At 61.5% G+C, this 26,587-nt stretch carries 24 protein-coding genes and 1 pseudogene; 14 read left to right on the forward strand and 11 right to left on the reverse strand.

The features are described 5' to 3' along the window. The first annotated feature begins 62 nt into the window (after positions 1-62). From ACS5RD_RS12930 to ACS5RD_RS12940, 3 genes are read left to right on the forward strand one after another with little or no spacing between them, the layout of a single operon-like run. Positions 63-1,259, forward strand: a complete 1,197-nt coding sequence (locus ACS5RD_RS12930) for an efflux RND transporter periplasmic adaptor subunit (protein WP_489927768.1) — start codon at positions 63-65, stop codon at positions 1,257-1,259. Beyond that, positions 1,259-2,467, forward strand: a complete 1,209-nt coding sequence (locus ACS5RD_RS12935) for an ABC transporter permease (protein WP_489927769.1) — start codon at positions 1,259-1,261, stop codon at positions 2,465-2,467. Before ACS5RD_RS12930 ends, ACS5RD_RS12935 begins: the two co-directional genes overlap by 1 nt. Next, positions 2,464-3,144 carry an ABC transporter ATP-binding protein gene (locus ACS5RD_RS12940; RefSeq protein WP_489927770.1) on the forward strand — a complete coding sequence of 227 codons (681 nt, stop codon included), beginning with the start codon at positions 2,464-2,466 and terminating at the stop codon, positions 3,142-3,144. Before ACS5RD_RS12935 ends, ACS5RD_RS12940 begins: the two co-directional genes overlap by 4 nt. A 39-nt stretch (positions 3,145-3,183) precedes the next feature. On the opposite strand, the gene ACS5RD_RS12945 is transcribed toward ACS5RD_RS12940, so the two are convergent. From ACS5RD_RS12945 to ACS5RD_RS12955, 3 genes are all read right to left on the reverse strand, one after another. Next, positions 3,184-4,044, reverse strand: a complete 861-nt coding sequence (locus ACS5RD_RS12945) for a DUF6920 family protein (RefSeq protein WP_489927771.1) — start codon at positions 4,042-4,044, stop codon at positions 3,184-3,186. A 100-nt stretch (positions 4,045-4,144) separates the two neighbouring features. Continuing rightward, positions 4,145-5,257: an Acg family FMN-binding oxidoreductase gene (locus ACS5RD_RS12950; protein WP_489927772.1), complete on the reverse strand. Its 1,113-nt coding sequence runs from the start codon at positions 5,255-5,257 to the stop codon at positions 4,145-4,147. 54 nt (positions 5,258-5,311) lie between these two features. Continuing rightward, the gene (locus ACS5RD_RS12955; protein ID WP_489927773.1) at positions 5,312-7,930 is read right to left on the reverse strand and encodes a cation-translocating P-type ATPase; all 2,619 of its coding nucleotides are present in this window, start codon (positions 7,928-7,930) and stop codon (positions 5,312-5,314) included. A 187-nt stretch (positions 7,931-8,117) separates the two neighbouring features. Here ACS5RD_RS12955 and ACS5RD_RS12960 point away from each other — a divergent pair, with 187 nt between their 5' ends. Genes ACS5RD_RS12960 through ACS5RD_RS12980 form a run of 5 tightly spaced genes read left to right on the forward strand, consistent with a single transcriptional unit; the run spans position 8,118 to position 13,927 of the window. Further along, positions 8,118-9,566 carry a YfcC family protein gene (locus ACS5RD_RS12960; RefSeq protein WP_489927774.1) on the forward strand — a complete coding sequence of 483 codons (1,449 nt, stop codon included), beginning with the start codon at positions 8,118-8,120 and terminating at the stop codon, positions 9,564-9,566. Between the two features lie 8 nt (positions 9,567-9,574). Next, entirely contained in the window at positions 9,575-10,798 is a 1,224-nt protein-coding gene (locus ACS5RD_RS12965) for an arginine deiminase (protein ID WP_489927775.1), read from the forward strand. A 10-nt stretch (positions 10,799-10,808) separates the two neighbouring features. After that, positions 10,809-11,807, forward strand: coding sequence for an ornithine carbamoyltransferase (argF, locus tag ACS5RD_RS12970; RefSeq protein WP_489927776.1), 999 nt, complete (start codon positions 10,809-10,811; stop codon positions 11,805-11,807). A 36-nt stretch (positions 11,808-11,843) separates the two neighbouring features. Continuing rightward, entirely contained in the window at positions 11,844-12,830 is a 987-nt protein-coding gene (arcC, locus tag ACS5RD_RS12975) for a carbamate kinase (protein WP_489927777.1), read from the forward strand. 59 nt (positions 12,831-12,889) lie between these two features. Continuing rightward, positions 12,890-13,927, forward strand: a complete 1,038-nt coding sequence (locus tag ACS5RD_RS12980; protein WP_489927778.1) for a zinc-dependent alcohol dehydrogenase family protein — start codon at positions 12,890-12,892, stop codon at positions 13,925-13,927. A gap of 27 nt (positions 13,928-13,954) precedes the next feature. Here the strand turns inward: ACS5RD_RS12980 and ACS5RD_RS12985 are convergent. Beyond that, positions 13,955-14,693 (reverse strand): annotated as a pseudogene (locus tag ACS5RD_RS12985) (Crp/Fnr family transcriptional regulator). Positions 14,694-14,888: 195 nt separating this feature from the next. Between ACS5RD_RS12985 and ACS5RD_RS12990 the strand changes: the two are divergent. Then, positions 14,889-15,128, forward strand: a complete 240-nt coding sequence (locus ACS5RD_RS12990; RefSeq protein WP_054008774.1) for a hypothetical protein — start codon at positions 14,889-14,891, stop codon at positions 15,126-15,128. A gap of 12 nt (positions 15,129-15,140) precedes the next feature. Here the strand turns inward: ACS5RD_RS12990 and ACS5RD_RS12995 are convergent, their stop codons facing one another. Beyond that, positions 15,141-15,497, reverse strand: a complete 357-nt coding sequence (locus ACS5RD_RS12995; protein ID WP_489927779.1) for a hypothetical protein — start codon at positions 15,495-15,497, stop codon at positions 15,141-15,143. Beyond that, positions 15,494-16,432 carry a DnaJ C-terminal domain-containing protein gene (locus tag ACS5RD_RS13000; RefSeq protein ID WP_489927780.1) on the reverse strand — a complete coding sequence of 313 codons (939 nt, stop codon included), beginning with the start codon at positions 16,430-16,432 and terminating at the stop codon, positions 15,494-15,496. Before ACS5RD_RS13000 ends, ACS5RD_RS12995 begins: the two co-directional genes overlap by 4 nt. An 822-nt stretch (positions 16,433-17,254) precedes the next feature. Between ACS5RD_RS13000 and ACS5RD_RS13005 the strand changes: the two genes are divergently transcribed. The 5 genes from ACS5RD_RS13005 to ACS5RD_RS13025 all read left to right on the forward strand — a co-directional run bounded on the left by ACS5RD_RS13005 (position 17,255) and on the right by ACS5RD_RS13025 (position 21,715). Then, complete coding sequence (locus ACS5RD_RS13005; RefSeq protein WP_489927781.1) at positions 17,255-18,898, forward strand: flavin monoamine oxidase family protein; 1,644 nt, start codon at positions 17,255-17,257, stop codon at positions 18,896-18,898. A gap of 277 nt (positions 18,899-19,175) precedes the next feature. After that, complete coding sequence (locus tag ACS5RD_RS13010) at positions 19,176-19,301, forward strand: hypothetical protein (RefSeq protein ID WP_489927782.1); 126 nt, start codon at positions 19,176-19,178, stop codon at positions 19,299-19,301. Beyond that, positions 19,298-20,077: an SDR family NAD(P)-dependent oxidoreductase gene (locus ACS5RD_RS13015; protein WP_489927783.1), complete on the forward strand. Its 780-nt coding sequence runs from the start codon at positions 19,298-19,300 to the stop codon at positions 20,075-20,077. Before ACS5RD_RS13010 ends, ACS5RD_RS13015 begins: the two co-directional genes overlap by 4 nt. A gap of 18 nt (positions 20,078-20,095) precedes the next feature. After that, on the forward strand, positions 20,096-20,836 hold the full coding sequence (locus ACS5RD_RS13020; RefSeq protein WP_489927784.1) for an SDR family NAD(P)-dependent oxidoreductase: 741 nt from the start codon (positions 20,096-20,098) through the stop codon (positions 20,834-20,836). A gap of 141 nt (positions 20,837-20,977) precedes the next feature. Then, positions 20,978-21,715: a GntR family transcriptional regulator gene (locus ACS5RD_RS13025; protein ID WP_489927785.1), complete on the forward strand. Its 738-nt coding sequence runs from the start codon at positions 20,978-20,980 to the stop codon at positions 21,713-21,715. A gap of 31 nt (positions 21,716-21,746) precedes the next feature. On the opposite strand, the gene ACS5RD_RS13030 is transcribed toward ACS5RD_RS13025, so the two are convergent. From ACS5RD_RS13030 to ACS5RD_RS13050, 5 genes are all read right to left on the reverse strand, one after another. Beyond that, the gene (locus tag ACS5RD_RS13030; RefSeq protein ID WP_489927786.1) at positions 21,747-22,514 is read right to left on the reverse strand and encodes an amino acid ABC transporter ATP-binding protein; all 768 of its coding nucleotides are present in this window, start codon (positions 22,512-22,514) and stop codon (positions 21,747-21,749) included. Continuing rightward, a complete protein-coding gene (locus ACS5RD_RS13035) occupies positions 22,511-23,479 on the reverse strand; it encodes an amino acid ABC transporter permease (RefSeq protein WP_082351815.1) in 969 nt (322 codons plus the stop codon). The genes ACS5RD_RS13030 and ACS5RD_RS13035 overlap by 4 nt, the downstream gene beginning before the upstream one ends. 5 nt (positions 23,480-23,484) lie before the next feature. Next, positions 23,485-24,786 (reverse strand): NAD(P)/FAD-dependent oxidoreductase, encoded by a 1,302-nt coding sequence (locus ACS5RD_RS13040; protein WP_489927787.1) that lies wholly within the window; start codon positions 24,784-24,786, stop codon positions 23,485-23,487. A gap of 77 nt (positions 24,787-24,863) precedes the next feature. After that, positions 24,864-25,679: a transporter substrate-binding domain-containing protein gene (locus ACS5RD_RS13045; protein ID WP_489927788.1), complete on the reverse strand. Its 816-nt coding sequence runs from the start codon at positions 25,677-25,679 to the stop codon at positions 24,864-24,866. Between the two features lie 98 nt (positions 25,680-25,777). After that, positions 25,778-26,581, reverse strand: a complete 804-nt coding sequence (locus tag ACS5RD_RS13050) for a PfkB family carbohydrate kinase (RefSeq protein WP_489927789.1) — start codon at positions 26,579-26,581, stop codon at positions 25,778-25,780. Positions 26,582-26,587 lie beyond the last annotated feature (6 nt).

Below are 26,587 nucleotides of genomic sequence, written 5' to 3' on the forward strand. Positions count from 1 at the left end.
CTGCCCGTCTGCCGCGCGGATGGTGGCGGTGGAACGTCTTGCGGTGTCGCAGTGGTGGGCGGATGTCTGATACCAAAACACCCAGCAGCGCAGCGCTTAGCATGGGCGTCGACCTCGCGACGCCAAACACGGGTGGTCAGTTGACAGTGTCGCCGCAAAAGCCGCCGTCGCCGACGCTCAGCCCGAGGCAAACCCCCAAGCGGTGTATCTGGGCGGGTCTGGTGGTGCTTTTCCTCGTCGCGGCGACGCTTTGGTATGTTCAGCCTTGGGCGAGCAAGGGGCTGGCTGTGACCGTTGAGACGGCTACGCCTGCGCCGCTGATCTTGGTTCTGGCGGTGAACGGGCGATTGGCCCCGCAGCATCTGGTCGCTGTGAAACCCACCGTTGCTGGCACGGTGACAGCGGTGCTGGTCGAGGCGGGTGCTGTCGTTCAGCAAGGCGAGATTCTGGCGCAGATGGATGCCTCGGGGCAGCAGGCGCAGGTGCGTCAGGCCATCGCGGGGTTGGATGCAGGCTTGGCCGCGCAAGCGCAAGCCGAGGCCAATCTTGCGCGGGCCGTGGCTTTGGGCGGCAACATCACCCGCACGGCGCTGGGCGATGCCAGAACAGCGCAGCAGACCGCCACGCAAGAGGTGGCCCGCCTGACGGCCTTGCTGGATCAGGCGCAGATCGGTCTTGAAAAATACACGATTGCGGCTCCGGTCGCGGGCAAAGTGTTAAGCCGGAACGCCGAAGTGGGGCAAGTCGTCGATGTCACAACCGCGTTGTTTTCCATAGCTGACCTTGGAAAGCTGATAGTTGAGACTGATGTAGATGAGGGCTATGCCGCGCGCATCACTCTGGGCTTGCCCGCCGTCTTGCAGTTGAAGGGCGATAGCGCCAAGCGGGATGGCCGCGTCAGCTTTGTGGCGGCGCAGGTCGATGCGGCGACGGGTGGTCTGGCGGTGAAGATCGCCTTTGATGATCCGGTGGCGGCACCCGTCGGCCTGACAGTGACGGCGAATATCATCGTTGAGACGCAGGCGGCGGCAATCGCCGTGCCGCGCGCCGCAGTGATCACCGATGCCACGGGTGCGGCGGTGTTCGTCGCGGTGGCAGGCCGGGCCGTGCGACGGGAGGTCAGCGTGGTGGATTGGCCCGCAGACCGGGTGCAAGTGACCGCTGGGCTTGCGACGGGCGATGTGGTGATCACCGATGCGACGGGTCTTTCGGACGGGTTGGCCGTCAGCGTGCCCACCGCCGCCAAGGTCGATCCCTGATGCTTTACGCGCTCAAAATCGCTTTCCGCTATCTGTTGTCCAGCAAAGCGCAATCCGCGCTGTTGGTGCTGGGAGTCGCCTTGGGCGTGTTCATCTTTATCTTTATGAGCGCGCTGATTGGCGGTCTGGCGAACTTCATCCTCGCCAGTATCGCGGGCGATCTCAGCCATGTCAGCATTGTCGCCGAAGTCGAAGACCCGGTGCTTTTGCTGGATCAAAACTTGGGACACATCCTGTTCGCACAGGAAAAATCCGCCCTCCGGCAGGCGTTTCTGCGCGACGCGGCGATTTATGTGCCGATGATTGCCGCCTTGCCGGGGGTGGTGGCGGTATCCCCCCAGATCACCGGCAGCGGTTTCATCACCCGAGGTGGCCAAGTGGCGCAGGTGGCAATCAACGGTGTCGAGCCGGGCAAGGAATCGGCGATTGTGCAACTGGACAGCTACATTGTCGCAGGCTCTGTCCGGCTTGGCACCGGGCTTACCATCATCGGGCAGACGCTGGCCGATGATCTTGATCTGACGGTGGGCGATACCATCCGGCTCGATTCAGCCCAAGGGGTCAACGCTTTGCTGACGGTATCGGGCATCTACAAGATCGGGCAGGGCGGCTTTGATCGCGCGACTGCCTATGTCAGTCTTGATACCGCCCGCACCCTGATGGCACTGCCGCAGGGGGTGACGCGGATCGAGATCAAGCTTGCCGATCTGATGACGGCGGATGCCACCGCGCTGCGGATCACTGCGATCACCGGCATGAAGGCAAAGTCTTGGACCGAGCAAGGCGCGCAAGTGATGTCAGCGCTGCAGGCGCAGGGCCAGACTGGGCTGCTGTTGAAGACATTTGCCATGGTGTCGATCGTGATCGGCATCGCGTCGTCACTGTTGCTGTCGACCTACCGCCGCAAGGCCGAGATTGGCATCATGCGGGCGATGGGGGCCAGTCGTCGCTTCGTGGTGTTCGTGTTCGTCAGTCAGGGCGCGTTGGTGGGCTTGCTGGGTGGGCTGTTGGGTGCGGGGTTGGGCTATATCGTGCTACAGGCGTTTCCGCCGCGCGATGCGGCGCATCCTTCTGTGATGCCGATTGATATCCACGAAGGCGCGTTCGCGTTGGCGGTGCTGTTGACCGTCACCATCGCCACCTTGGCCGCAATCCTGCCTGCGCGTGCTGCGGCGCGGGTGGACCCTGTTACGGCCATCGGACAATGACCGAGGCGCTGTTGCAGGTGGAAGGCTTGGTGAAAACCTTCGGGTCGGGTGAGGCCGAAACCCGTGTGCTGCGCGGGCTATCGCTGCGGATGGACAAGGGCGAGTTGTCGGCGCTGCTGGGGCCATCCGGCTCGGGCAAAAGCACGCTGTTGACCATTCTGGGCACGCTGATGCAGCCGACATCGGGTAGCCACACTATGTTGGGGGTGGATCTGACCACGGCCAATGATCGCGCGCTGACCGATTTTCGCAACCGCCACATCGGCTTTGTGTTTCAGTTTCACAACTTGCTGCCCGACTTTACTGCGCTGGAGAACGTGATCTTTCCCACTGCCGTGCGCGAGGGCCGCGAAACCGCTGCGGCGCGGGCGCGGGGGCGGGATCTGCTGAGTCGGATGGGGCTGGCAGATCGGGTGGATTTTCCGTCAACCAACCTGTCAGGCGGCCAGAAACAACGTGTCGCCGTGGCGCGTGCGCTGATGAACTCCCCCGAGTTGGTGCTGGCGGACGAACCCACCGGCAACCTTGACCGTGCCTCTGCCATTCAGGTGATGGAGCTGATCGGCCAGATCAACCGCGACGAAGGCACCACCTTCCTGATCTCGACCCATGATGAGAAGATCGCGGCGACATGTCGGCGGCAGATCGTGGTGGGGGAAGGCGTGGTGACGGGATGAGCGGCCAGTGGCTTGCGCCATCACCTTCACGCCTGTTGATTATTGCTCGAACGTATAGGCCAACCGCGTGATCTTGCCGCGATAATACGGCTTCTCACCCTGCGGGGTCTGCCAGATCACCTCTCCCATGACAGGCACTAGCATACCGTCTTGCCGCCGATACTCTGACATCCGGCAGTCCCACGGCATCATCACCACGCTCTTGCCCACTATGCCGCCGCGCGCGTCGGCATGGACCTCGGCTACCAGCCCATCCGCGCCAAACCGAAACAGCAGGGTCAGGCTGACCTCGCCATCGCTGATCGTGGCGCGGGCAGAGCTGTCATCCGCCGCCTGCCAGACCACGCCCTGACTGGGCAAAAGTGCTGTCGGATACCAGACCGCTTCGGCGAAATACCGCATCAATTCGCCGCGCGCGATCTCACCCTTGCCCTGCACTGCCCCCAAGGGAAACAACCCGAGGATCGCGGGGCGCAGCATGCCCTCGCCCGCGATATAGGCATCCACCACCCGGACCGCCACGGCAGGAAACATCAGGATCGTGGCGTCCCAGACAAAGCCGGGGCGGGCGGTGGTGACCTGCTGGCGCGCTGTGAACGGCTTCCACTGCGGGGTGACAAGGCTCAGGTTGAAGGTGCCGCTTTGGCTGAGGTCAACCGCGCGGATGATCGGCTGGCCGTGGCGCAGCGCCCGTTCAAAATAACGGCGCACTGGGGCGGGCAGGCCCACAATCTCTGCCGCATCGTAACGCGTGACCCCACCCTCCAGCCGCCTCGCACCCAGCGCTGCCACAAGCGCGCGCATCGCCGCCTTCCAGCGCCACGCGCCAAAAGCAGCCAGGCCCGCGTAGCTCAGCGTGAGCACGGCAAGGCTGACGGCAAACCATTTCAGGATATCCATGCGGTGTTCCTTTGCATCATGGTGTGGGCTTCCCACTTAGCGAGACCAAGAGGGCCGCAATACCAGACCACCCTTCTGTGCCGGACGCCCGACTGCCCGGTCACAACAACACCGCATCAACTGGCCTCCGCGCCGCATAGGGCATCACAGCCCCCCGCCCGAACCGCATCACCAGATCAGGCCTGCGCCCCGGCACACCGATCAGCGCTGCAAGCTCAGGTCGCAGAGCCGCCACCTCGACCGGCTGGTTCAGGAAAGCCTGTTTCAAACCCATCGCCGTCGCTTGCAAGGCAAAGCGCTGACAGACGCGGCCAGCCTGAACCCAGTGTTCTGCATCCTCTTTGGCCGCCACAAACACCGCCAGCCCGGCAGAGGAGGTGATCTTAGCCGTATTCGTCTTGTTCTCGGCCTCCGCCGTATAGGCCCAATCCAGCACCAACCGGCCCAGCCAATTAGGCATCACCGGATTGCCGCTGGTGGCACTGAACAGACCATCGCCTGGGTCCAAGGCATGGCGCGGAGTGAACCGCATCCACTGTTTCAACTCGGCCATGAAGGCCGGGTCGGCGATCTGGGCAGTATTGCCTGTCGCTATCAGATCACCGAGTTGAGCCATCTGGTCGGGGTCCGTGATCAGGATCAGATCAACACCCGGCATGCGGGCGGCCTCTGCCAGGCGGCTAAGCTCCGCCGGGCTCACGGCTGATCCATCATACATCCCCCGCGTCGATTGCCGCAGCGGGATGGCATCCGACAAGGCGGTGTCGGTCGTCGCTCCGGCAGCGTACGAAAAGCTGAGCGTACCGCCAGCGTCTCGATCAAACCGAACCTCGCCCTGCATCCCGCGTGAGGCGGCGGCGATGCACAGGTTTTCGGCGGCACAGCCCAGACTGACGAACAGGTGGTGATTGTCAGGGTCCACCACCGGTGTTGCGCGGGTAAGATCGGGCAGGAGGGTGATGCTGTTGCCCGCCGCCCGAAAATCCCAAGCTTGGGTGTTGTGGCTGTTGGCGGCCAAAGTGGCAAAGCGGATCAAATCCCGCGCCTCTGGATTGGCGGGCAGCGGCCTGCGCAGGGCGGTCACGGCGGCGGTATAGTCCGCCATCGAGCCGATCTGACGCAGGCCAAACCCCGCAGCGCCTGCTCCGGCAATCAGAGTCGCGCCGCCCGCGATCAGGAGATTGCGCCGCTTTAGCATTGATTGGTTTAGCATGGACGGCCCTCCTGTGCCGTGTTGCGATGACCTGCATCGCGGCGTTGATCAAGATCAGGCAACGGGGCGATCCGCAGAAAGCGGCGGTGCCCTGCGCGCCGCTCCGCTGATCAGGGCTGCGTGCCGCCAGATCGGCTTAAGCAATTCCAAGATCAGCAAAACCAGCACCCCCGCACCCAAGGGCGCCACCAGCCACTGCGGCTCTAGCGCGCCAAAGCTGAACAAAGCGCGGGCTGGGGCCCAGAACACCGTCACCGCCAGCAGCACCGCCACAATCGGCAAAGCCACCGCTAACGCGCGGTTGGGTCGGGTGATCGCTGTGATAATGGAGGAGGAAATCGAGCGGTTCACGAAGATCAGCGCCACCACGCAAAGCACTAGGGCGTGAAAGCTCAAGGCGCGGACCTGATCGGGGTCAAAGCCATAATCTGGGGCAAGAAACAGGATCGTGGTGACAATCCCGAGCACCAACGTGCCTTGCAGCAGGCCCCAAAGGATCGTTGGCGGCGAAAACAGTGGCTCGGACACCGGACGCGGTGGGCGCGTCATCACGTTGTCTTCCTCGGTTTCCGCCTCGAACACCAAGGAACACACCGGGTCGATGACCATTTCCAGAAAGGCGATATGCACCGGGCCGAACAGCAGCGGCATCCCGAACGCCAGCGGGATCAGCGCAAGGCCCGCAATCGGCACATGCACCGCCAGAATGAACGCCATCGCCTTGCGCAGGTTGTCATAAATCCGCCGCCCCAGCCGCACCGTGGTGACGATGGCGCCGAAATCATCGTCGAGCAGCACGATCGCCGCAGCCTCCCGCGCCACATCAGTGCCCCGTCCGCCCATCGCAACGCCAATATCGGCGGCTTTCAGCGAGGGCGCATCATTCACCCCGTCACCCGTCATCGCCACAATCGCGCCACTGGCCTGCAACGCGCGCACAATGCGCAGCTTTTGCTCTGGCTGGATGCGGGCGAAGACGGTGGCGGTCTGTATGGCCAAGGCCAGATCGGCGTCGGTCATCGCGACGAGTGCGGTGCCGTCAATCACCGTATCCCCACCAATCCCCGCAGCTTGCGCAATCGCGAGTGCGGTGGCCGGGTAATCTCCGGTGATCATGATCACTTTGATCCCTGCGGATTTGCATTGCGCAACGGCTGCGGGGGCCGAAACTCGCAACGGGTCGGCAAGCCCGACAAGCCCCAGAAAGCGAAAGTTGAAATCATGCTGATCGGCAGGCAGGTTTGGGCCTGCAAAGCCCGCCTCCGCCACGCCGAGGATGCGCAGGCCTTTGCCGGCCATGCTGTTCACGGCCTGCATCATCGCTTGCCGCGCTGTCGCCGACAGATGGCAGAGATCAGCAATCGCCTCGGGCGCGCCCTTGGCGGCGACCATGTGGTTGCCCTTGCCATCAGCACGGTCCCACACTTGCGACATTGCCAGCAGTTTGGCCGACAGTGGATAGGATCGGATCAGCGTGCGGCCCTCGCCGGGCAGAGTCTCGCCCTTGCGCAGATCCCTTGATGCGAGGCTGTGAAACGCCTTTTCCATCGGGTCATGCGGCTGCGGTGACGAGGCCATCACCCCCGCCGCCGCTAGTTCGCGAAAGGCATCTGGCACGGGGTCAGGCCCGATCAGAAACGCTTGGCCCTCTGGCAGATGCAGCGCCGCCAGCGTCATGCGGTTTTCGGTCAGCGTGCCGGTCTTGTCGGTGCACAGCACCGAGGCCGCTCCGAGCGATTCAATCGCCGAGGCCCGGCGTGTCAGCACCCGCGCCTTGGAAATCCGCCATGCCCCCATCGCCATGAACACCGCCAGCACCATCGGAAATTCTTCCGGCAACATCGCCATGCCGACCGCAATCCCCGCCAGAACCCCGTCCAACCAATCGCCGCGCTGCCAGCCGTACAGCGCCACGACCAACAGCGCCACCGCCCCGCCGATCAGCGCAAAGGCCAGCACCAGCTTGCGCATCTGGCGTTGCAAATGCGGCGTGCCGGTTTCCAACTGGTTCAGCGACGTGCCGATCTTGCCTATTTCACTGTTTGCACCGGTTGCCATGACTTCAGCCAGCCCCTGACCGCGCACGATCAACGTGCCGGAGAACACCAGCGGTTGATCCTCGCCGCCCGGACGGGCGGTGGCCCCCGCAGCGCCCACCGCCTTGCGCACCGGCACCGCCTCCCCCGTCAGCAGGGATTCGTCCGCCGACAAGTCTGCTGCCTGCAACAGCCGCGCATCGGCGGGCACTCGGTCGCCCTCGGCCAACACGATCAGATCGCCGCGCACCACATCGGTGCCCGCGATGCGCAGCCGTTCGCCACCGCGTATCACCAGCGCGCGCGGGCTGGTCAGATCGCGCAGCGCATCGAGCACACGTTCCGTGCGCGCCTCTTGCACGACGGTGATGGTGATCGACATGCAGGCGAAGGCCAGCAGGATCAGCGCCTCGGCCCGGCTGCCCAGCAACAGATAGACTACGCCGCCGCCCAGCAGCAGCGCCAGCATCGGTTCGCGCAGCACATTCAGGATGATGCGCAACGGCGCGCGGCGCTTGGCGCGGGGCAGGGCGTTGGCTCCTTCGGCGGTCAGGCGAGTGGCGGCCTCAACCGGGGAAAGCCCTGACAAAGCGGCGGGGTTTGGCAAAGTCGCGGGGCTCGGCAGGGCGCTGTCCATAGATCGTCTCCGCGAAGGGCGGCCACCGACGCGTCGGACATGGGCGGCATCGCGGCGAGCCATGCGCGTTTTTTGCAGGCCACGCATTGATCTGCATCAGGGCGGGCCGGGATCAGCGGCCCTATGGCTCAAAGCAGCGTCAAGGCGGGCCAGTTGGCGCTGCGCGGCGCGCGAAAGGGGCGACCTCATGCCACTGACATCTGATCCTGCACCCGTTCCAGCGCCGCCCGCCACGGGCTTCCGCTTTCCCTCTGCCTTCACCATCCTATTCGCGCTGATCATTCTGGTGGCGGCGCTGACTTGGATCATCCCGGCGGGGCAATATGCCCGCGTCGCTTCCGAGGCTTTGGGCAAGGATGTGCCCGTGGCGGGCACATATGCGCTCACGGAGGCAAATCCGCAGGGCGTGTTTGATGTGATCCTCGCTCCCATCGCCGGGTTTTACGACCCCGACAGCTATGCGGCCAACGCCATCGACGTGTCGCTGTTCGTGCTGATCATCGGTGGCTTCATCGGCGTGGTCACAGCCACTGGAGCGATAGATGCAGGCATCGCGCGGGCCATGATCAAGCTCAAGGGCCGCGAGAACTGGATGATCCCGTTCCTGATGGCACTGTTTGCGCTGGGCGGCACCACCTATGGCATGGCCGAGGAGACACTGGCGTTTTACGTCCTGCTGATCCCGGTGATGATTGCGGCGGGCTATGACGCCGTAGTGGCGGTGGCGGTGATCCTGCTGGGCGCGGGGGTTGGCGTGCTCGGCTCCACCATCAACGCATTCTCGACAGTGATTGCGTCGGATGCGGCGGGGGTGACCTTTGCCGATGGCCTGGCGCTGCGGCTGATCATCCTAGGGCTGTGCTGGCTGGTCACGGTAGCGTTCGTGATGCGCTATGCTGCACGGGTGAAGGCGGACCCATCCAAGTCATTGGTCTATGACAAAAAGGCCGCGAACGAGGCGCATTTTCTGGGCGGCAAGGCCGCAGCGGGAACCGCGTTCACCGGGCTTCATCAGATAGCCCTGATCCTGTTCGCGCTGACCTTTGCAGTGATGATCTGGGGCGTCTCCAGCCAAGGCTGGTGGATGGCGCAGATGTCAGGCCTATTCCTGATCGCCGCCATCCTGATCGGCGTGATCGCCCGCCTCGGCGAAGCCCGGCTGGTCGAGGCGTTCCTGAACGGCGCGCGGGACCTGCTGGGCGTGGCGTTGATCATCGGGCTTGCGCGCGGTATCGTGGTGGTGATGGATGCAGGCCATATCACCGATACCATCCTGCACGCGGCGGAAACCACGGTGGCCGGGTTGCCAAAGGTCGCCTTCATCAATGTGATCTACTGGATCGAGGTCGGCATGTCGTTCCTTGTGCCCTCCACCTCGGGCCTCGCCGTGCTGTCGATGCCGATCCTTGCCCCGGTCGCCGATTTCGCGGGTGTGAAACGCGACTTAGTGGTGACAGCCTTCGCCACCGGCAGCGGCATCGTCAACCTGATCACCCCCACATCCGCCGTCGTCATGGGCGGCCTCGCCATCGGCCGGGTGCCCTATGAACGCTGGCTGCGCTTCATCGCACCGCTGCTGCTCGCCCTGACCGTGATCATCATGGCGGCGCTCAGCCTCGCCGTCGTTATAGCATAGGAAACCGCATGGCACTCACCTACGGCGTTCATTCCGAAGCCGGCCCGTTGCGCCGCGTCATGGTGCATCGTCCGGGCACCGAGATGGCGCGGCTGACCCCGGAAAACCGCGAGGAACTGCTGTTCGACGATGTGATCTGGGTGAAACAGGCGCGGGTCGAACATATGACCTTCTGCGATGTATTGCGTGAGCGCGGCGTCGATGTGGTCTTTCTGCGCGCCCTGCTGACCGAAACCCTGCGCGATATGGAAGCCCGCAGATGGCTGCTGTCGGCGCGGATCAATGACAATACCGTCGGCGTCGGTCTGTCGGAGGATCTGTTCGCCTGCCTGATGGAAATGGAGGCGGATGCGCTGTCGTCGATCCTGATCGGCGGCATGAACCGCGCTGAATTGCCGATCCCGCGCGCAGGCGTGCTGATCCCGATGCTGCGGCCGCAGGATTTCGTGCTGGCCCCACTGCCGAACCATATCTTCACCCGTGACACCACCTGTTGGATTTACGGCGGCGTCACGCTGAACCCGATGCACTGGGCGGCGCGGCGGCTGGAGACGCTGAACCTAGCCGCCATCTACAGGTTCCACCCGGATTTCAAGGATGCGGGCTTTCCGATGTGGTGGGGCGATCCGCTGTTGGATCACGGCCCGGCTACGTTGGAGGGCGGTGATGTGATGCCGATCGGCAATGGCGTGGTGCTGATCGGCATGGGCGAACGCAGCACGCCGCAGGCGGTGGGGCAGGTGGCGCAGGCCTTGTTTGCGCAGGGGGCGGCGAGCCGGGTGATTGCCTGCCAGTTTCCGCGCAGCCGATCTGCGATGCATCTGGATACGGTGTTCACCTTCTGCGACCGCGATCTGGTGACCGTGTTTGCCGAAGTCACCGATGCGATCCAGAGCTATTCCCTGCGCCCCGGCAAGGCGGGCAAGATCGACGTCACCGAGGAAACCCAACCGTTTCTGGCCGTGGTGGCCGAGGCTTTGGCTCTGAAATCCCTCCGCTCTGTGCCGACAGGCGGCGATTCGTATGAGTCGCAGCGCGAACAATGGGATGATGCTAACAACCTGCTCTGCCTCAGCCCCGGCGTGGTGGTCGGCTATGAACGCAACACCCATTCCAACACTCTGCTGCGCAAAGCCGGGGTCGAAGTGATCACCATTCCGGGGGCCGAATTGGGCCGGGGCCGGGGAGGATCGCACTGTATGAGTTGCCCGCTGATCCGCGACCCGGTGTAAGGAGGATAACATGCCCGAGAACCTACATGGCCGCAGTTTCCTGAAATTGCTCGATTTTACGCCCAGCGAAATCCGCCACCTGCTGCAACTGGCGGCCAGCCTGAAACAGGCCAAGTCTGCCGGAACAGAACAACCGCTGTTAAAAGGCAAGAATATCGCGCTGATCTTTGAGAAAGACAGCACCCGCACGCGGTCCGGATTCGAGGTGGCGGCTTATGATCAGGGCGCGCATGTCACCTACATTGGCCCCGCTGGCAGCCATATTGGCCATAAGGAAAGCATGAAGGACACCGCCCGCGTGCTAGGGCGGTTCTATCATGGCATCGAATACCGTGGATTCGCGCAGACGGATGCCGAAACCCTCGCCGCGTTTTCGGGTGTTCCGGTCTACAACGGTCTGACCGATGATTTTCACCCAACGCAGGTGCTGGCCGACCTGCTGACGATGCACGAATTCACCCATAAGCATCTGTCGGATATCAGCTTTTGCTTCATGGGCGATGTCGGCGGCAATATGGCGGCGTCTTTGATGGTAGGGGCGGCGCTGATCGGGATGGATATTCGGCTTTGCGGCCCGCAAAGCCTGTGGCCGGACAAAGCGCTGCTGGAACAGTGCGAAGCCATCGCCAAAACCAACGGCGGGCAGATCACTCTGACCGAGGATGTGGCACAGGCCGTCAAGGGTTGCGATTTCATCTATACTGATGTCTGGGTCTCGATGGGAGAGCCGGATACGGTCTGGGCCGAGCGGATCAAACGGCTCACACCTTACCGCGTCACCGCCGCCGTGATGGCCGCCACTGGCAATCTGCACAGCAAATTCATGCACTGCCTGCCCGCGTTTCACAACCGCGATACCGAGGTGGGTGAGGCGACGTTCCAAGCCCATGGCATCGACTGTATGGAAGCGACGGACGAGGTGTTCGAATCGCGCGCCTCGGTGGTGTTCGATCAGGCGGAAAACCGGATGCATACGATCAAGGCGGTGCTGGTCGCCACGTTGGGATAGTAAGATTGGCCCAATAAAATTGGAAGGAACCTGAAAATGCGCATCGTTGTAGCTCTTGGCGGCAATGCCCTGCTGAAACACGGCGAGCCGATGACCTATCAGGCGCAGCGCACCAACGTGTGGATCGCGGCACTGGCTTTGGCGGATCTCGCAAAGGATCACCAGATCATTGTGGCGCATGGCAACGGCCCGCAAGTGGGCCTGCTGGCTCTGCAGGCGGCCTCTTACGCACCGCAAGCTCTGTGGCCGCTGGATGTGCTGGGGGCGGAAACCGAAGGCATGATCGGCTATCTGATCGAGCAAGAACTGATGAACGCCCTGCCTACGGGGGTGGAATGTGCGACCTTGCTCACGCGGGTCGAAGTCGACCGCGCGGACCCTGCCTTTAATCAGCCGACCAAACCCATCGGGCCGATCTATACTGCGAAAGAAGGCAATCTGATCAGAGCCGAACATCTATGGTCGATGGTGGCAGACCCGAAAGGTGGTCTACGCCGCGTGGTGCCATCGCCGCTGCCGCAGCGGATTTTGGGGCTGGCGGCGATTAAGCTGCTCGTCGAGGCGGGTGTCTGCGTGATCTGCGCGGGCGGCGGCGGTATTCCAGTGGTCCGCAATGATACAGGTGGGATGGAAGGCGTCGAAGCGGTGATCGACAAAGACCGCACCGCCGCTTTGTTGGCGCAAGAGTTGAAGGCCGATGCCCTGCTGATGCTGACCGATGTGGTCGCGGTGATGCGCGACTGGGGCACCAAGGCGGAGGCCGCGATCCGCACGATCACCCCCGACGCGCTGGACAAGATGAACTTTGCGCCCGGTTCGATGGCCCCGAAAGTCGCCGCTGCCTGTGCCTTTGTGCGGTCGGGCGGCGCAATGGCCGGGATCGGCACCTTGCAAGATGCTCGCTCTATTCTGGAAGGCCGGGCTGGCACCCGGATCACGACAGTTTCACCGATAACCCGCGCAAGCGCCAAGGATGCAACACACCAGCAGCCCGCAGTCCAATCTGGATCAGTGCGGGCATAGGCCGCTTGCGCGACACCTGTTCAAGCGCAGCCCACCGCGCGATATAAAAGGACGCTACGATGAAAGCTCTGATCTATACCGAAAAAGGCAAGATGGCGCTGCAAGATCGGCCCAAGCCGGAAATCATCGCCCCCACCGATGCCATCGTGCGCGTGACCAAGACCACGATCTGCGGCACCGATCTGCATATCATCAAGGGCGATGTGCCCACCTGCGCGCCGGGGCGGATTCTGGGTCATGAAGGCGTTGGCGTCATTGATCAGGTCGGCCCAGCCGTGACATCCTTCAAGAAGGGCGACCATGTGCTGATCTCTTGCATCAGTGCTTGCGGGAAATGCGACTATTGCCGCCGCCAGATGTATTCGCATTGCACCACCGGCGGCTGGATCTTGGGCAACAAGATCAACGGCACGCAGGCCGAGTTTGTCCGCACGCCTCATGCCGACCTTAGCCTTTACCACATTCCCAAAGGGGCTGATGAGGAAGCGCTGGTGATGCTGAGTGACATTCTGCCCACAGGTTTTGAATGTGGCGTGCTGAATGGCAAGGTGGCCCCGGGTTCTGCGGTGGCGATCATCGGCGCTGGGCCGATCGGGCTCGCCGCTCTGCTGACCGCGCAATTCTATTCGCCCGGCCAGATCATCATGATTGACCTGGACGACAACCGCTTGGAGGTTGCCAAAAATTTTGGTGCGACCTCGACCATCAACAGCGTCGATGGCAAGGCGGTAGCGGCGGTGATGGCGCTGACCGAGGGGCGCGGCGCGGATACAGTGATCGAAGCGGTGGGTATTCCCGCCACGTTTGAGCTGTGTCAGGACCTGATCGCCCCCGGTGGCATCATCGCCAACATCGGCGTGCATGGCAAAAAGGTCGATCTGCATTTGGAAACCCTGTGGGACCGCAACATCGCCATCACCACCCGTCTGGTCGATACCGCGACGATCCCGATGCTGTTCAAAACGGTGGCGGCCAAAAAGATCGATCCGACTCTGCTGATCACCCACCATTTCAAACTGGCGGATATTCTGGAGGCCTATGCCACCTTTGGCAATGCCGCCAAGACCAAGGCGCTGAAGGTGATCATTACAAACTGATCAACTATGCCATGGCGGGCTGTCGCCTCAGCGTAGCAACGGCCCGTCCTGATCCAAATACGTCTTGTCGAAATCGGCCAAAGCCACCTGCCCATCAAAATCATCGAACGTCACACGGCCTTTTTGAAAGGTCAGAAGCCCTTTCTCACGCAACTGGCGCAATACGCGATTCACATTCACGGCACTTAGCCCCAGCGCATCGGCCAGCATGTATTGCGAGAGCGGGCAATCGTAACCACTTTTAGTCGCCAACCCCATCAGTTTCATACGCGCGTTCATACGCGCGCCAAGCTCCAGCAGGTAATGCGCGGTACGTTCCAGCGCAGCTCTCCGCCCGACGCCGACCCGGTGTTCAACCACCATCGCCTCGTCGCGCGAGGCTGCCCACAACACGGCGGTCGCCAAACGCGGGCTGTTGGAAAAGGCGTCTAGCAGGTCGGCTGCAATCACCTCCGATGCTTCGACCGGCGTGATCGGCTCAATATTCCGGTCAGCGGCGCGAAACAAACCGAGCGCAGGCCGAGAAAATCACCCGGTATCTGGAAATCGACAATCTGGCGGTCGCCATCGGGCGTATTTTATGCGAGCAAACCCACCCCTTGGCCAAGATGTAGGCTGCCTGATTGACCTGCCCCTGATGCACCAGATCAACCCCGGCCACAAATCGGCGGCGGCGTTGGTGCAGACGCTCAAGCGTGCTCAGGTCTTCATTTGACAACACGACGAAAGCCGCAAGTTTGCGCGCAAGGGGGCTGGTTTTGATCATTGGTTAGGTCTCATCCGAGCTCTGAGGCAGACTCTCACATTTTGTCCATTTAAGCGTCCCATTTTGACGGTTGAAGCGCGCGGCAAAGCTGATGTTGATCAGTCCGCAATAAATTAATTCTGTCAGATTGAAGGAAGTGCCCGCATCATTGGCGTCCCTGTCCGGGACAGCGCAACATTGGAAAGATAATCTCAGATGGCCCAACCGAACGATGTTTCCGGCACTGCAGCGCTTGCTATATGCGAATCCCTGCTGCTGGCCCTGAATGACCGCAATATCCTGCCGGAATCCGAGATCATCGGCATCCTGAAAGACGCAGCGGCGGCACATCATCACGCGCCAAAAGGCGAGAATGGCATCTCTGAATTGCACGCTGCCGTCGCCAATTTGATCAACGGCATCCTTGCCGGCGGCAATTCGGTGCGCAGACGCTAGCAGCCAGCCGCCTCACACAGCAAGTAAACCGATAAACCGCGCACCGACCCGCGCACGCAGATCTTGCGGTTCAACTTCCAGCGCCTGCGCCATGGCGCGCAGGTGTTGGCGGGTGGAGTGCAACTGGTCGATCAACTCGATCACCACAGCCAAAGCATCGCCCTCCAGATCGAAATGCTCGGCGAGATCACACAGCAGAGCAAGACGCGCCACATCGACGGCGCGAAACATTGCACCTTCGGGCGAGGGGTGAGCGGCAATAAGCCCCTCCGCCAGAAACACATCAAGTTGGGAATGTGACAGACTTGGTACAGCGGCGAGGGTCTGAGTTTCGCTGAAATATTGCGGTTCGTTGAAATACTCGATCATTCTGCTGCCTCCTGCATCATCGCCTTGCGCGGATCATTGGCATGGCTCTTGCGCCATTCAGCCAGAAAATCGGAAAGTGCGGCGTCAATGGCGGGCGGCGTCACGATGCGCAATTCGATTAGCGCATCCCCCGCAGGACCGCTCGCGCGCGCAACGCCGCGCCCGCGCAGGCGCAGGATACGCCCGCTGTTCGCTCCCTTGGGAATGTTCACACTGACGGGCCCGTCGATGGTCGGCGCGGTAACTTTGCCGCCCAAGACAGCCTCATCTATGGTGATCGGCAGCGTGATCAGAATGTCATCGCCCTCCCGCCGGAACACCGGATGCGGGCGGATTTGCACTGTGACAAGCGCGTCCCCCGCAGGGCCGCCGTCATAGCCCGCGCCGCCGCGCCCACGCAGCCGCAGGCTTTGGCCGTCTTGCATGCCTTTGGGGATACGCACCTCAAGATTGCCGCCTTCGGGCAGGCTGATCCGGGTCTTGCTGCCAAGCACCGCATCCAGAAACGCCACGTCCAACGAATAACGCAGATCCGGGCCGGGTTGCGGGTAACCGCCATCACCGCCACGGGCGCGCTGCCGCAGGATATGGGCGAAAATATCAGATGGATCGCCGAAATCGCCAAAGCCCGAAGTTGGCCCCGACCTTTGGCCAAACCCTTGTCCCCCCGCGTCGGCATGATCTCGGTAATAAGTGCGGGGCGGACGCTCCGCCCCGGTCGCATCAATCTCGCCCGCATCAAACCGGGCGCGCAGTGCCGGGTCCTTCAGCAGATCATGCGCTGCAGTGATCACCTTGAACCGCGCCTCGGCCCCGGCATCATCGGGATGCAGATCAGGGTGCGACGTGCGCACCAGCTTGCGGTAAGCCTTCTTGATCTCCGCCGCCGAGGCGGATTTGCTCAGACCAAGGGCAGAATACGGATCGTCGCTCATCTGGTCCCCGAAACGGAATTTTGCCTGAGCCTACAACAGTTCCAGCGATGCACCTTGACCCAGATCAGCCTGGGCCCCAAACGGGCCTGCATCTTTGACAAGCCAGTGCGAAGCCACGTCCGTAGCTTGTAAGGTGCGTACACCGGGCGGATAAGAAATGAATAAGGGGTCAGCTATTTTTAGCTAACCCCTTGATTTTTCGGCTCCGGCGGTAGGGATCGGAGTCAATTTTTAAACGCCGTAACACATTGAAATATATAGGGAGAAGCTTTGTCTGTCCGTGGGTTTATGCCACAGCATGATGGAATACTTTTAGGCCCACTAATTCGGTCTGGCAATTCCGTTTACGGGACAGTTCGATGAGTCCGTCAGGGGAAAGGAAATACCAACCTCGGGCTAGTTCTTGCAGAGACGGATGCGCACTCACGGAGCGCGCCGTCATCCCGCAACGTGGTGCAAAACTCCAAACCTTGGAGACCATCGGGCGGTTTCTCCACCACGCCACAGAATGAGCGCATCCGCGATTTCCTCAGCAAGGTATTGCAGCATTAGTCGCGCCAAATTTTTGCGATTTCGAATGAAATGATGTGCCGCAACAGCGCGTAAACGACGAAGGTTTTTCTGTCGCGCGTGTTGGTGCGGACGCGCGCGCGACGATGGTGGTCTGGTTGGCCGCAAACGGCTTCTCCGAGGTCCGAAATGGGACCTTAGGAACTGTCGAACTTTTGGCGTGGCTATTCACAAGTTTTTTTCATAGCACTGCACCAACTCCATGGCGCTGTGTTAGTCATGGCCCGAGATTATTTCCAGTAGGCAGCCCGAATGACAGAACTCTCCGCCTTTGGCCCCGACTTTCCCTTTGCCTATGACCAATGGTTGACCCACCCAGCGGGCCTCGGCAAGATCCCCGCAAACCGTCACGGCGAAAACGTCGCAATCATTGGCGCAGGGGCGGCGGGCGTCACGGCTGGGCATGAGCTGATGAAGCTGGGCCTGCGCCCGATCCTGTATGAATCGGGGAAATTCGGGGGCCGCCTGCGCTCCGAAATCTTTGAAAGCACCGAAGACGTTATCGCCGAACTGGGCGGGATGCGCTTTCCGGTTTCGTCCAAGGCCTTCTATCACTACGTTGACCTCGTTGGCTGCGAAAGCGCGCCTTTCCCCAATCCGCTGACCGAGGCCGCAGGCTCGACCGTCATTGATCTGGAGGGGGAAACGCTGTTCGCCCGCACGCTTGCGGATCTGCCAGAGCTCTACCGCGAGGTCGCGCAGGCCTATGATGCGGCGCTGCAAGAGGGCGCGCGCTTTTCCGATCTACAAGCCGCGATGAAGGCAAAGGATGCTAAGCGGGTCAAGGAAATCTGGGATCCGCTTGTTGCGGTCTGGGATGAACGGACCTTCTATGATTTCATCACCTCATCCAAATCCTTCGGCGCCTTGTCATTTCGCCACCGCGAGGTCTTTGGTCAGGTTGGTTTTGGCACTGGCGGCTGGGACAGTGATTTCCCGAATTCAATGCTGGAAATCCTGCGCGTCAACCTTTGCGGGCTGGACGACAATCAGCGCTATATCAAGGGCGGTGTCGAGACGGTTTTGCAGCGGCTGTGGCGGCAATCCGCCGCTTGCGCGCATTGGCCTGAGGGCACAACACTGGCCGGGCTGAATGGTGGCGCGACACGGGCGCGCGCGGTCAAAATCGCCCGTGATCCTTCCGGGGCGATTGCGGTGACCGATTGCTGGGGGCGCAAGGATCTCTACGATGCCGTGCTGGTGACCTGTCAAAGCCACCTGTTGACCACCTCGATCGAGACGGACGAGTCCCTTTTTGCGCAACCTTTGTGGATGGCGCTCGACCGCACGCGGTATATGCAAGCGGCCAAGACCTTTGTTATGGTGGATCGTCCATTCTGGAACGACATAAACTCCGAGACCGGTCGGCCAGTTTTGTCGATGACGCTGACCGACCGCATCACGCGCGGCACCTATTTCTTCGACAACGGCCCTGACAGGCCCGCGGTGATCTGCCTGTCCTACAGTTGGATGACGGATGCGCTGAAGGTGCTGCCGCACGGTGCGGAAAAGCGGGTCAAGCTGGCGCTTTCGGCGCTCGGGCAGACCTATCCAAACGTCGATATCGCCAGCCATATCCGCGGCAATCCGATTTGTGTCAGCTGGGAGGCGGACGAGAATTTTCTCGGTGCGTTCAAAGGCGCGCTGCCCGGTCATTACCGCTATAATCACCGCATGTATGGGCATTTTGTCCAAGATGACCTTCCCGTGCAGCAACGTGGCATCTTCCTTGCGGGCGATGGCATCAGTTGGACGCCCGCTTGGGTCGAGGGCGCGGTGCAGACGGCGTTGAATGCTGTCTGGGGGATAATGCACCATTTCGGTGGCACATCTTCAGATGCAAACCGCGGACCCGGGGATGTCTATGCGGATCTGGGGCCCATTTCACTGGACTAGAGTTAGGACTTTGGTAACGGGCATATCACTCATCCCCATCGATCTTGATCGGTCGCGCTATGGAGCGCTGCAACAACGGTTTGAGGCGGACAGATGAGCTTCGCTTTCTCGGCTAAAATGCTGTATTAACAGTGAAATTCAGGAATTCAATGCAAAGATCGAACGCTTGGAACTTGTCGTTGCGAACACAGATACACTGAGCTAATGGGATAAACTGCCTTGCCACCCAACCGCAGCTATCGTTACGCAGATCGGTTGGAGAGAAAGGAGTAGTCCGATGGATATCACGGTTCTTGGGATTGCTCTGGGCAAGACGGTCTGTAGCCTGGCGGACACCATGCTGTCAAAAGCGTTGGCAGCGGGCATTGTAATCATTGAGGCCACCGAAGGATCCGACGGATGAGTGAACAAGACGAGCGGCCGGTTGCTTTGATCGCTGGGGGGGCTGGTGGCATGGGGAGTGCTATCTCCGCGACATTTGCCCGACAGGGCTATCGGGTCGCAATCGCGGATTTGGCCTCAACAGCGCTTGATCAAGCTATTCTCCGGCTTGGCACTGACACACGGAGCGCGCTTGCGGTGCCGCTCAATCTGCGGCAGCCAGGGTCTTGTGAAGATGCGGTCTCGCAAGTGATCGCTTGGGCGGGCAGGGTGGATGTGCTGGTCAATGCTGCGGGTGTCTGGCGCGAAGGCGATGCGGTCAACGTGACGGAAGCCGATTGGGATCTGGTGATGGACGTGAACCTGAAGGGCGCGTTCTTTCTGATCCAAGCTGTTTTGCCGCATCTGCAGGCGGGCGCATCAATCATTAATATTGCATCGGATGCAGGCTTGGTTGGCAATGCGGGGGCGGCGCTCTATTGCGCATCGAAAGGCGGGCTGGTGCTTTTGACAAAGGCGCTAGCGCTGGAGTTGGCACCGCAGCAAATCCGGGTGAATGCGGTATGTCCGGGCGATGTTGCAACCCCGATGATCGAATTCCAAGCTCAGCAATATGGCATGGGCGATCCAGAGGGCTACAAGCGCCGGTTGCTGTCGCATTATCCGCAGGGTGCAGCGGCCAGGTTCATTACCGCTGATGAAGTGGCGCGGTTTGTTGCCTATCTTTGTGCGCCGGAGGCCGCCCCTATTACCGGTGCGGCGTTGTCGATGGATTTTGGCGTCACGGCTGGGTATTGAGCGATGTCTGAGGATCTGATGACTGCCGTGATTACCGGCGCCGGGGCTTTGGATGGCATTGGCATGGCGTGTGCGCGCGGGCTTGTTGCCGAAGGCTTTGACGTGCATCTGGTGGCAACCAGCGACAGAATTTTGGATCGGGCGGCCGAATTGCGGTTCGAGGGACATCGCGCCACTGGGCATCTTTGCGACTTGACCGATGGCGCGGCGGTGTTGCGCCTGCGCCAAGCAACTGGGCCTGCAACAGTCTTGGTGAACAACGCTGGAATGGGAAATCAGAGCCAGCCAGCTTTGCAGCGATTGTTCGTCGATCTCGCGGAAGCCGACTGGGATCGCGGCATTTCGGTCACCCTGAAGACGACCTTCCTTGCCACCCGTGCCTATCTGCCCGACATGATCGCGTCAGGTTATGGCCGGGTGGTGAATGTGGCTTCGGTGACCGGCCCCTGCGTCGCCAATCCGGGCGAAACGGCCTATTCGGCGGCAAAGGCGGGCATGGTCGGCCTGACAAAGGCTTTGGCGTTGGAGGCGGGTCCGCATGGTGTGACAGTCAATGCCGTGGCCCCCGGATGGATCGAAACCGGCGCGTCTACGCAAGACGAGCGGCGGGCGGCGACCGCCACGCCGCCTGGCCGCGCGGGACGGCCCGAAGAGGTTGCCGCGGCCGTGGTTTTTCTGGCATCTGCCAAGGCAAGTTACATCAATGGCGCCATGCTGGTGGTAGATGGCGGCAACATTTTGCAAGAGCGCAAGGCTTAGGCGGTGCTGGTGCATATTTTCTAGGCATCGATGCTGATTTTGCGGCGCGGTAAGCGGTTCGGCCCGCCAGTGCGCTTGCCGGAGGCTTCTCGGCTGTTGTAAGATGACTGACAAAAATGTGGTCACCGGGGTAGGGGCGCGATGCTGACGGCCAAACCGCTGCGGTCAAAGAAAAAAATGGCCGAGCAGGTGCGCGACGCGGTCAGCGACTATATCCGCGAACATGGGCTGAAAGCCGGGGACCGGATTCCCACCGAGGCCGAGTTATGCGCGGCGTTTGGGGTGTCGCGTCCTTCGGTCCGCGAGGCGTTGCGGCTTTTGGAACAGGAAAGGCTTGTCGTCACCGCGCATGGACGCGGACGATTTGTCACCGCAGTTGCGGCCCTGAATGTGGCGCGCCCGATCACGGTGTTTGAAAGCATCACCAAGATGTTGGCGGCGCTGGGCTATGCGGCCAATACCCGGGTGCTTTCTGCCAAGACCATGCTTGCCGCGTCTGACCCTTTGGCGGCGGTCGCGCTTGGCCTGCAACCGGGCGCGCAGGTCTTTGTGCTTGAACGGCTGCGCGAGGCCGGAGGGCAGGTTCTGGTCTATTCCATTGATGTGATACCGCAGGCTCTGCTTGGCGAGTTGCCGGGTGGGATGGAGTTGGAAGGCTCGGTCAATGAGTTTCTGGCCAGTGCTGACCAAAAACCGGTGATGTCGAGTGCCAATGTCGCGGCTGTGTTCCTGCCGGAAGGCGTGTTGAGCGGGCCTGCGGTCACCGAGCCGTGGTTGCTTGTCTCGGAAACCTGCCTGTCCGAGATTGGCACCCCGGTGCTTTACGCCCGCGATTATCACCGCGGGTCGCTGATTTCATTTAATTTCTCGCGCCAATAGGCGTGACGGCCCGATAGTGGCGCGACCCGGTTCAGTGCAGCACTTGTTGCAGGAATGCCTTTGTCCGCTCACTTTTCGGCGCGGTGAAGAAGGAGGCGGGCGGGCCTTGCTCGACGATCCGACCCGCATCCATGAAAATCACCCGATCCGCGACTTGGCGGGCAAAGCCCATCTCATGCGTCACCACCGCCATCGTCATGCCTTCTTCGGCAAGCGTCACCATCACGTCGAGGACTTCCTTGACCATTTCCGGGTCCAGCGCCGAGGTCGGCTCGTCAAACAGCATCACCTCGGGCTGCATCGCCACGGCGCGGGCGATGGCGACGCGCTGTTGCTGGCCACCCGAAAGCTGGGCGGGATATTTCAAGGCTTGCTCGGGGATGCGCACTTTCGAGAGGTAATGCATCGCGCGGTCCCGCGCCTCTGCCACAGACAACCCGCGCACCAGCCGCAGCGGCAAGGCGCAGTTTTCCAGCACCGTCAAATGCGGGAACAGGTTGAACTGCTGGAACACCATGCCGACCTTGCGGCGGATATTCTCGACCACCTGCTGATCGCGGTTCAGCGTGATGCCCGCCACCTTGATCTCGCCGGCCTGGAAGCCTTCCAAGGCGTTGATCGTGCGGATCAGGGTGGATTTGCCCGAACCAGAAGGGCCGCAGATCACCAGTCTTTCGCCCTGCGCAATCATCAAGTTGATGTCATGCAGCACTTGCAGGCTGCCATACCATTTGTTCAAGCCGGTGATTTCAATGGTGGGGGCGGCGGTTTCGGCTGCCGGGGCTTTTGCAAAGGTCATCGCGTTGCCGCCTTGTTGAAATGGGTCTCAATGCGTTTTTGCGCCAATTCCAGCACAATCGACATCAGCCAGTAGATCAGCGAGGCCGTCACCATCATTTCGATATGGCGGAACTCGGTCTGGCCTTGGGTGCGTGCCAGATACATCAGCTCCCACACGCCGACGACTGAGACGAGCGAGCTGTCTTTCAGCATCGAGATAAACTGGTTGCCGGTCGGCGGAATGATCACCCGCATGGATTGCGGCAGGATGATCCGGGTCATCACCGAGGTGGGCCGCATGCCGAGGGCGCGGGCGGCCTCCCACTGGCCCTTGGGAATGCTTTCGATCCCGGCGCGGAAAATCTCGGTCATATAGGCACCATAGCACAGCGACAGCGCCGCGATCCCGGTCGGCACCGCATCGACGACATAGCCAAGCTGCGGCAGGCCAAGATAGATCATATATATCTGCATCAACAGCGGCAGACCGCGAAACAGCGAGGTGTAGAAATGCGCGATGCCCTGCGCGATGCCGTTGGAGGACAGTTTCGCCACCGCCCCCATCAGCGCCAATACCGTGGCGATGGCGATCGACACTGCCGAGATATACAGTGTGGTCACCAGACCTTGGGTGATCAGAAAGCCGATCTTGCGCTGAATGAAGGCAAAGCTGAGATCAAAGGAATAGAAGAACAGCAAGATCAGGGCTGCCAATTCTCCCCAGACCAGCCAGACCTGCTGGCGCAGCGGCAGCCGCATCACCACGAAGATGTTAAAGCCAACCAGCACTGTCACAAAGGCGGCGGTCAACAGGTTCAGCGGGTTGCCCTCGGCCCAGGGTGCCATACCCAGAACCAGCCGCCCGATGGCGCTGTTGCCCGCCTGAAACCACCATAAGCCGCCAAAGATCGCGGTCAGCAGCGGCACGAACACCGTTGGCCGGGTCAACATCGGGGGATAGTCGATATTGTCTCTGAAATGCATCTCGCTTAGCCTTTGCGTTCGCGCCAGGCATCCATTGCCTGATACCGCCAATACGTCAGTTGCACCGCCGCCATGCCGACGATGCCGCCGGTCCACTCCAGCCCGAACGGGGCAAAGCTGCGGTAGCGCTCGGATTGGCCAAGGATGCCCTCGGCAACCACACGGCCACCGATTGCAGTGGCGTTCATGCCATGGCCGCCAAACGCCGTGCAGTGCCATAGACCAGAGGGTAGCTTGCCGATCTGTGGCATCCGGTGGCGGGCGTAGGACATCAGCCCGGTCCAAACCGTGTCGATTTCCAGCCCGGCAAGCTGCGGATAGGTGTCGGTCATGGTTTGGTGCAGAAGCTTGCCCAGATCGCGCGGCTCGGTGGTGCGGGTGGTGATCTTGCCGCCCCACAACACGCGCTTGCCATCATCGACCAGCCGATAATAATCGCCAGCCCGGCGGTCATCGCCGATGGCCGAGCGGGTGTGGATGGCGCTGGCGATCAGTTCGGGGGCTGCGCGGCTGATCATCACATAGGTGGCAATCGGCAGGAAGGCGCGGTGCAGGTCAGGCACCAGCCGGTCGGTATAGCCGCCGGTGGTGACAACCACCTCGCGCGCCGAAATCCGGCCCTGCGGGGTGGTGACGGTCCAGCCGCCTTTGGCCCCCTCGATCTTGTCAGCGCTGGTGGTTTCATAGATCACAGCACCTGCCGCCTCTGCCGCACGGGCGAGGCCGAGGCAATAGGCCAGCGGATCAAAATGGAAGGCGTTCTGATCATGCAGCGCCTGATGGTAGCGCGGCGAGCTTAGATGTTCGGCAAGTGCTGCGCGATCCAGATGTGCCACCTGATAGTCAAATTCCCGCGCCAGCCAGTCGCGGTGATCTGCAAGACCCCGGCCTGCATTATAGCGCACAGCGCCAAGGATGCCGGGGCAGGGGTTGGCGGCGGTGATGCCAAGCGCGCGGATATTGTCAGCCACGATCTGCACGCCTTCTACCGACATGCGAAACAGATCTTTCGCGGCAGCCGCGCCGACGCGGGCGACGATGCCTTCATAGCCGAGCGAGAAACCGGGGCTGCAAAATCCGCCGTTACGCCCCGATGCGCCCCAGCCAATGCGGCGGGCCTCGACCACAGCCACCTGACGCCCGGCCTTGGCCAGGTGATACGCCGTGGTCAGTCCGGCAAGCCCGCCACCGATGATGCAGACATCGGTTTCAATCCGCTGGTTCAGGGCAGGTTGGAGCGGAATATCGGAAGGGGCTTGGCGGCGATACCAGACATCAGCGTAATCGGTCGAAGGCGTTGTGATCATTACGGTCTCTTGGGAATATACGGGTCTGGGCGGGGATGAAGAACGGCGCGCGGGGTCTGCTGCGCGCCGTTCGTGGATTATTTGCTGTAGTCTTTGCCATACCATTTGGTGGTCAACTGACCCAAAGTGCCATCGGCTTTCATCGCATCAATCGTCGCGCCAATTTTGGCGGTCCAGTCCGCATCGCCCTTGTCGGCGACAATCGCCAGCGGCTCGCGGAAGGCGTAATCGCCCGGCAGAATCTTGATCGGATAGCCGTTCTTGATCGCACCCAGAACGGTCTGCTCGCCTGCAATTACCGCATCAACCCGCACGCCATCGCCCAGACGCAGATCGTCAAACGGCAGCATCGAATCGGCGTAGGTTTTCACCTCGCCGGGTTCCAGCCAGTATTCGACAGGTGCCACGCCCGGCGCGTCGATCACCAGACTGCGGTTGACGTATTCTTCCGAAGTGGTCGCGGTTTCGACGCCGATCTTCTTGCCATTCAGCTGTTTCGGATCGGTAACTTTGCTGTCGGCATTCACCGCGAAAACATAGGGCGTGTAATAATAGATCGCGGCGAAATCCAGAACCTCTGAGCGTGGCTTGGTCGGCGTGATCGAGCCCACGGCCACATCCCAACGTCCGCCCCAACGCCCGCCGGTCATCACGCCCCATTCCGGAGTGTCGAATTCCGCCGTCACGCCAAGCCGCTTGGCAATCTCGTTGGCGACATCAATGTCAAAGCCGACAAGATGGTTGCTGTCATCAAGATAGCTTTGCGGAGGCCAGCCAGCATTGGTGGCCACCTTCAGCACTTTGGTCGAATCGACCCGGTCCAGCGTTTCCCCTGCAAAGACGGCAGGGGCCATCAACACGGCGGCAAGCGCGCCGATCAAAGCCAGTTTCATCTCAGTCTCCTCCTCGTGAAATTTCTGCGGACTCCCGCAGCCTCGGCTTCAGTGGACACATGTTGTCATACGTCTGTCAACATTGATCTGGCGGCGGGTCATAGCGCCCGCTGGGTCTGGGGAAAGCCACCGACATGGCCGCAAGTCCGCGCCGCGGAATCGCGTCCAGAGGCGAGGCAAGCGGCGAGAGGTTGCGCGCGTTTCCACGCCGAAAGAAAGCCCGCGATAAAGGTATCACCTGCCCCGGTGGTATCCACGACAGACGGCAAAGCGCGAATACCGGTTGCCACCACATCGCCGCCGTCGCTGGCCATGCTGCCCATCGCGCCACAGGTCACCACCGCCACCCGACAACCCAAGCCAAGCAATCGCTGCAATGCCGCCCGCGCCAAAACCTCGGATGGGCCGACGGATTCAAAGCCGATCTCCAGCCCGGTGGCATCGGGATTGACGGCAACATCCTGCGAGAAACTGACTCCACTTGCCGCCAGCGCCTGCCGCAGCGCGGCTGCGCCTTTGAACCAGCCGATATGGATGTGATCCATCCCCGCCAGCGCCGAAATATCCTGCGGGGTTGGCTGGTAAAGAGCCGAGGTGCCGAATTCTTCAAAGCCGATGATCCGCTCCCCCGTCGTATCGACATCAATGTTAGTATAGGCAGTGGGCGCGTCCAACTCTAGCAGATGACGCACGTTGACGCTGTTGTCGATCAGCGCCTCGCGGGTCCAACGTCCGGCCTGATCCCGGCCCACCGCGCCGAAATAACTGCAATGCTCACCCGCCAGCGCCAGTTGCACCGCGACATTGATCGCATTGCCGCCCACCGTCGCCTGCGCCAGCGGCAGATAGCGGTCAATGCAATTGTCGCCCAAACTGGCAAAGCGGGGAGATATTTGGGTCATGGCAGG

Source organism: Cypionkella sp. PAMC25878, from assembly GCF_058135695.1.

Coding starts and splice junctions, on each gene's coding strand:
- ACS5RD_RS12930 (WP_489927768.1), top strand. CDS start 63: ATGTCTGATACCAAAACACCCAGCAGCGCAGCGCTTAGCATGGGCGTC.
- ACS5RD_RS12935 (WP_489927769.1), top strand. CDS start 1,259: ATGCTTTACGCGCTCAAAATCGCTTTCCGCTATCTGTTGTCCAGCAAA.
- ACS5RD_RS12940 (WP_489927770.1), top strand. CDS start 2,464: ATGACCGAGGCGCTGTTGCAGGTGGAAGGCTTGGTGAAAACCTTCGGG.
- ACS5RD_RS12945 (WP_489927771.1), bottom strand. CDS start 4,044: ATGGATATCCTGAAATGGTTTGCCGTCAGCCTTGCCGTGCTCACGCTG.
- ACS5RD_RS12950 (WP_489927772.1), bottom strand. CDS start 5,257: ATGCTAAACCAATCAATGCTAAAGCGGCGCAATCTCCTGATCGCGGGC.
- ACS5RD_RS12955 (WP_489927773.1), bottom strand. CDS start 7,930: ATGGACAGCGCCCTGCCGAGCCCCGCGACTTTGCCAAACCCCGCCGCT.
- ACS5RD_RS12960 (WP_489927774.1), top strand. CDS start 8,118: ATGCCACTGACATCTGATCCTGCACCCGTTCCAGCGCCGCCCGCCACG.
- ACS5RD_RS12965 (WP_489927775.1), top strand. CDS start 9,575: ATGGCACTCACCTACGGCGTTCATTCCGAAGCCGGCCCGTTGCGCCGC.
- argF (WP_489927776.1), top strand. CDS start 10,809: ATGCCCGAGAACCTACATGGCCGCAGTTTCCTGAAATTGCTCGATTTT.
- arcC (WP_489927777.1), top strand. CDS start 11,844: ATGCGCATCGTTGTAGCTCTTGGCGGCAATGCCCTGCTGAAACACGGC.
- ACS5RD_RS12980 (WP_489927778.1), top strand. CDS start 12,890: ATGAAAGCTCTGATCTATACCGAAAAAGGCAAGATGGCGCTGCAAGAT.
- ACS5RD_RS12990 (WP_054008774.1), top strand. CDS start 14,889: ATGGCCCAACCGAACGATGTTTCCGGCACTGCAGCGCTTGCTATATGC.
- ACS5RD_RS12995 (WP_489927779.1), bottom strand. CDS start 15,497: ATGATCGAGTATTTCAACGAACCGCAATATTTCAGCGAAACTCAGACC.
- ACS5RD_RS13000 (WP_489927780.1), bottom strand. CDS start 16,432: ATGAGCGACGATCCGTATTCTGCCCTTGGTCTGAGCAAATCCGCCTCG.
- ACS5RD_RS13005 (WP_489927781.1), top strand. CDS start 17,255: ATGACAGAACTCTCCGCCTTTGGCCCCGACTTTCCCTTTGCCTATGAC.
- ACS5RD_RS13010 (WP_489927782.1), top strand. CDS start 19,176: ATGGATATCACGGTTCTTGGGATTGCTCTGGGCAAGACGGTCTGTAGC.
- ACS5RD_RS13015 (WP_489927783.1), top strand. CDS start 19,298: ATGAGTGAACAAGACGAGCGGCCGGTTGCTTTGATCGCTGGGGGGGCT.
- ACS5RD_RS13020 (WP_489927784.1), top strand. CDS start 20,096: ATGACTGCCGTGATTACCGGCGCCGGGGCTTTGGATGGCATTGGCATG.
- ACS5RD_RS13025 (WP_489927785.1), top strand. CDS start 20,978: ATGCTGACGGCCAAACCGCTGCGGTCAAAGAAAAAAATGGCCGAGCAG.
- ACS5RD_RS13030 (WP_489927786.1), bottom strand. CDS start 22,514: ATGACCTTTGCAAAAGCCCCGGCAGCCGAAACCGCCGCCCCCACCATT.
- ACS5RD_RS13035 (WP_082351815.1), bottom strand. CDS start 23,479: ATGCATTTCAGAGACAATATCGACTATCCCCCGATGTTGACCCGGCCA.
- ACS5RD_RS13040 (WP_489927787.1), bottom strand. CDS start 24,786: ATGATCACAACGCCTTCGACCGATTACGCTGATGTCTGGTATCGCCGC.
- ACS5RD_RS13045 (WP_489927788.1), bottom strand. CDS start 25,679: ATGAAACTGGCTTTGATCGGCGCGCTTGCCGCCGTGTTGATGGCCCCT.
- ACS5RD_RS13050 (WP_489927789.1), bottom strand. CDS start 26,581: ATGACCCAAATATCTCCCCGCTTTGCCAGTTTGGGCGACAATTGCATT.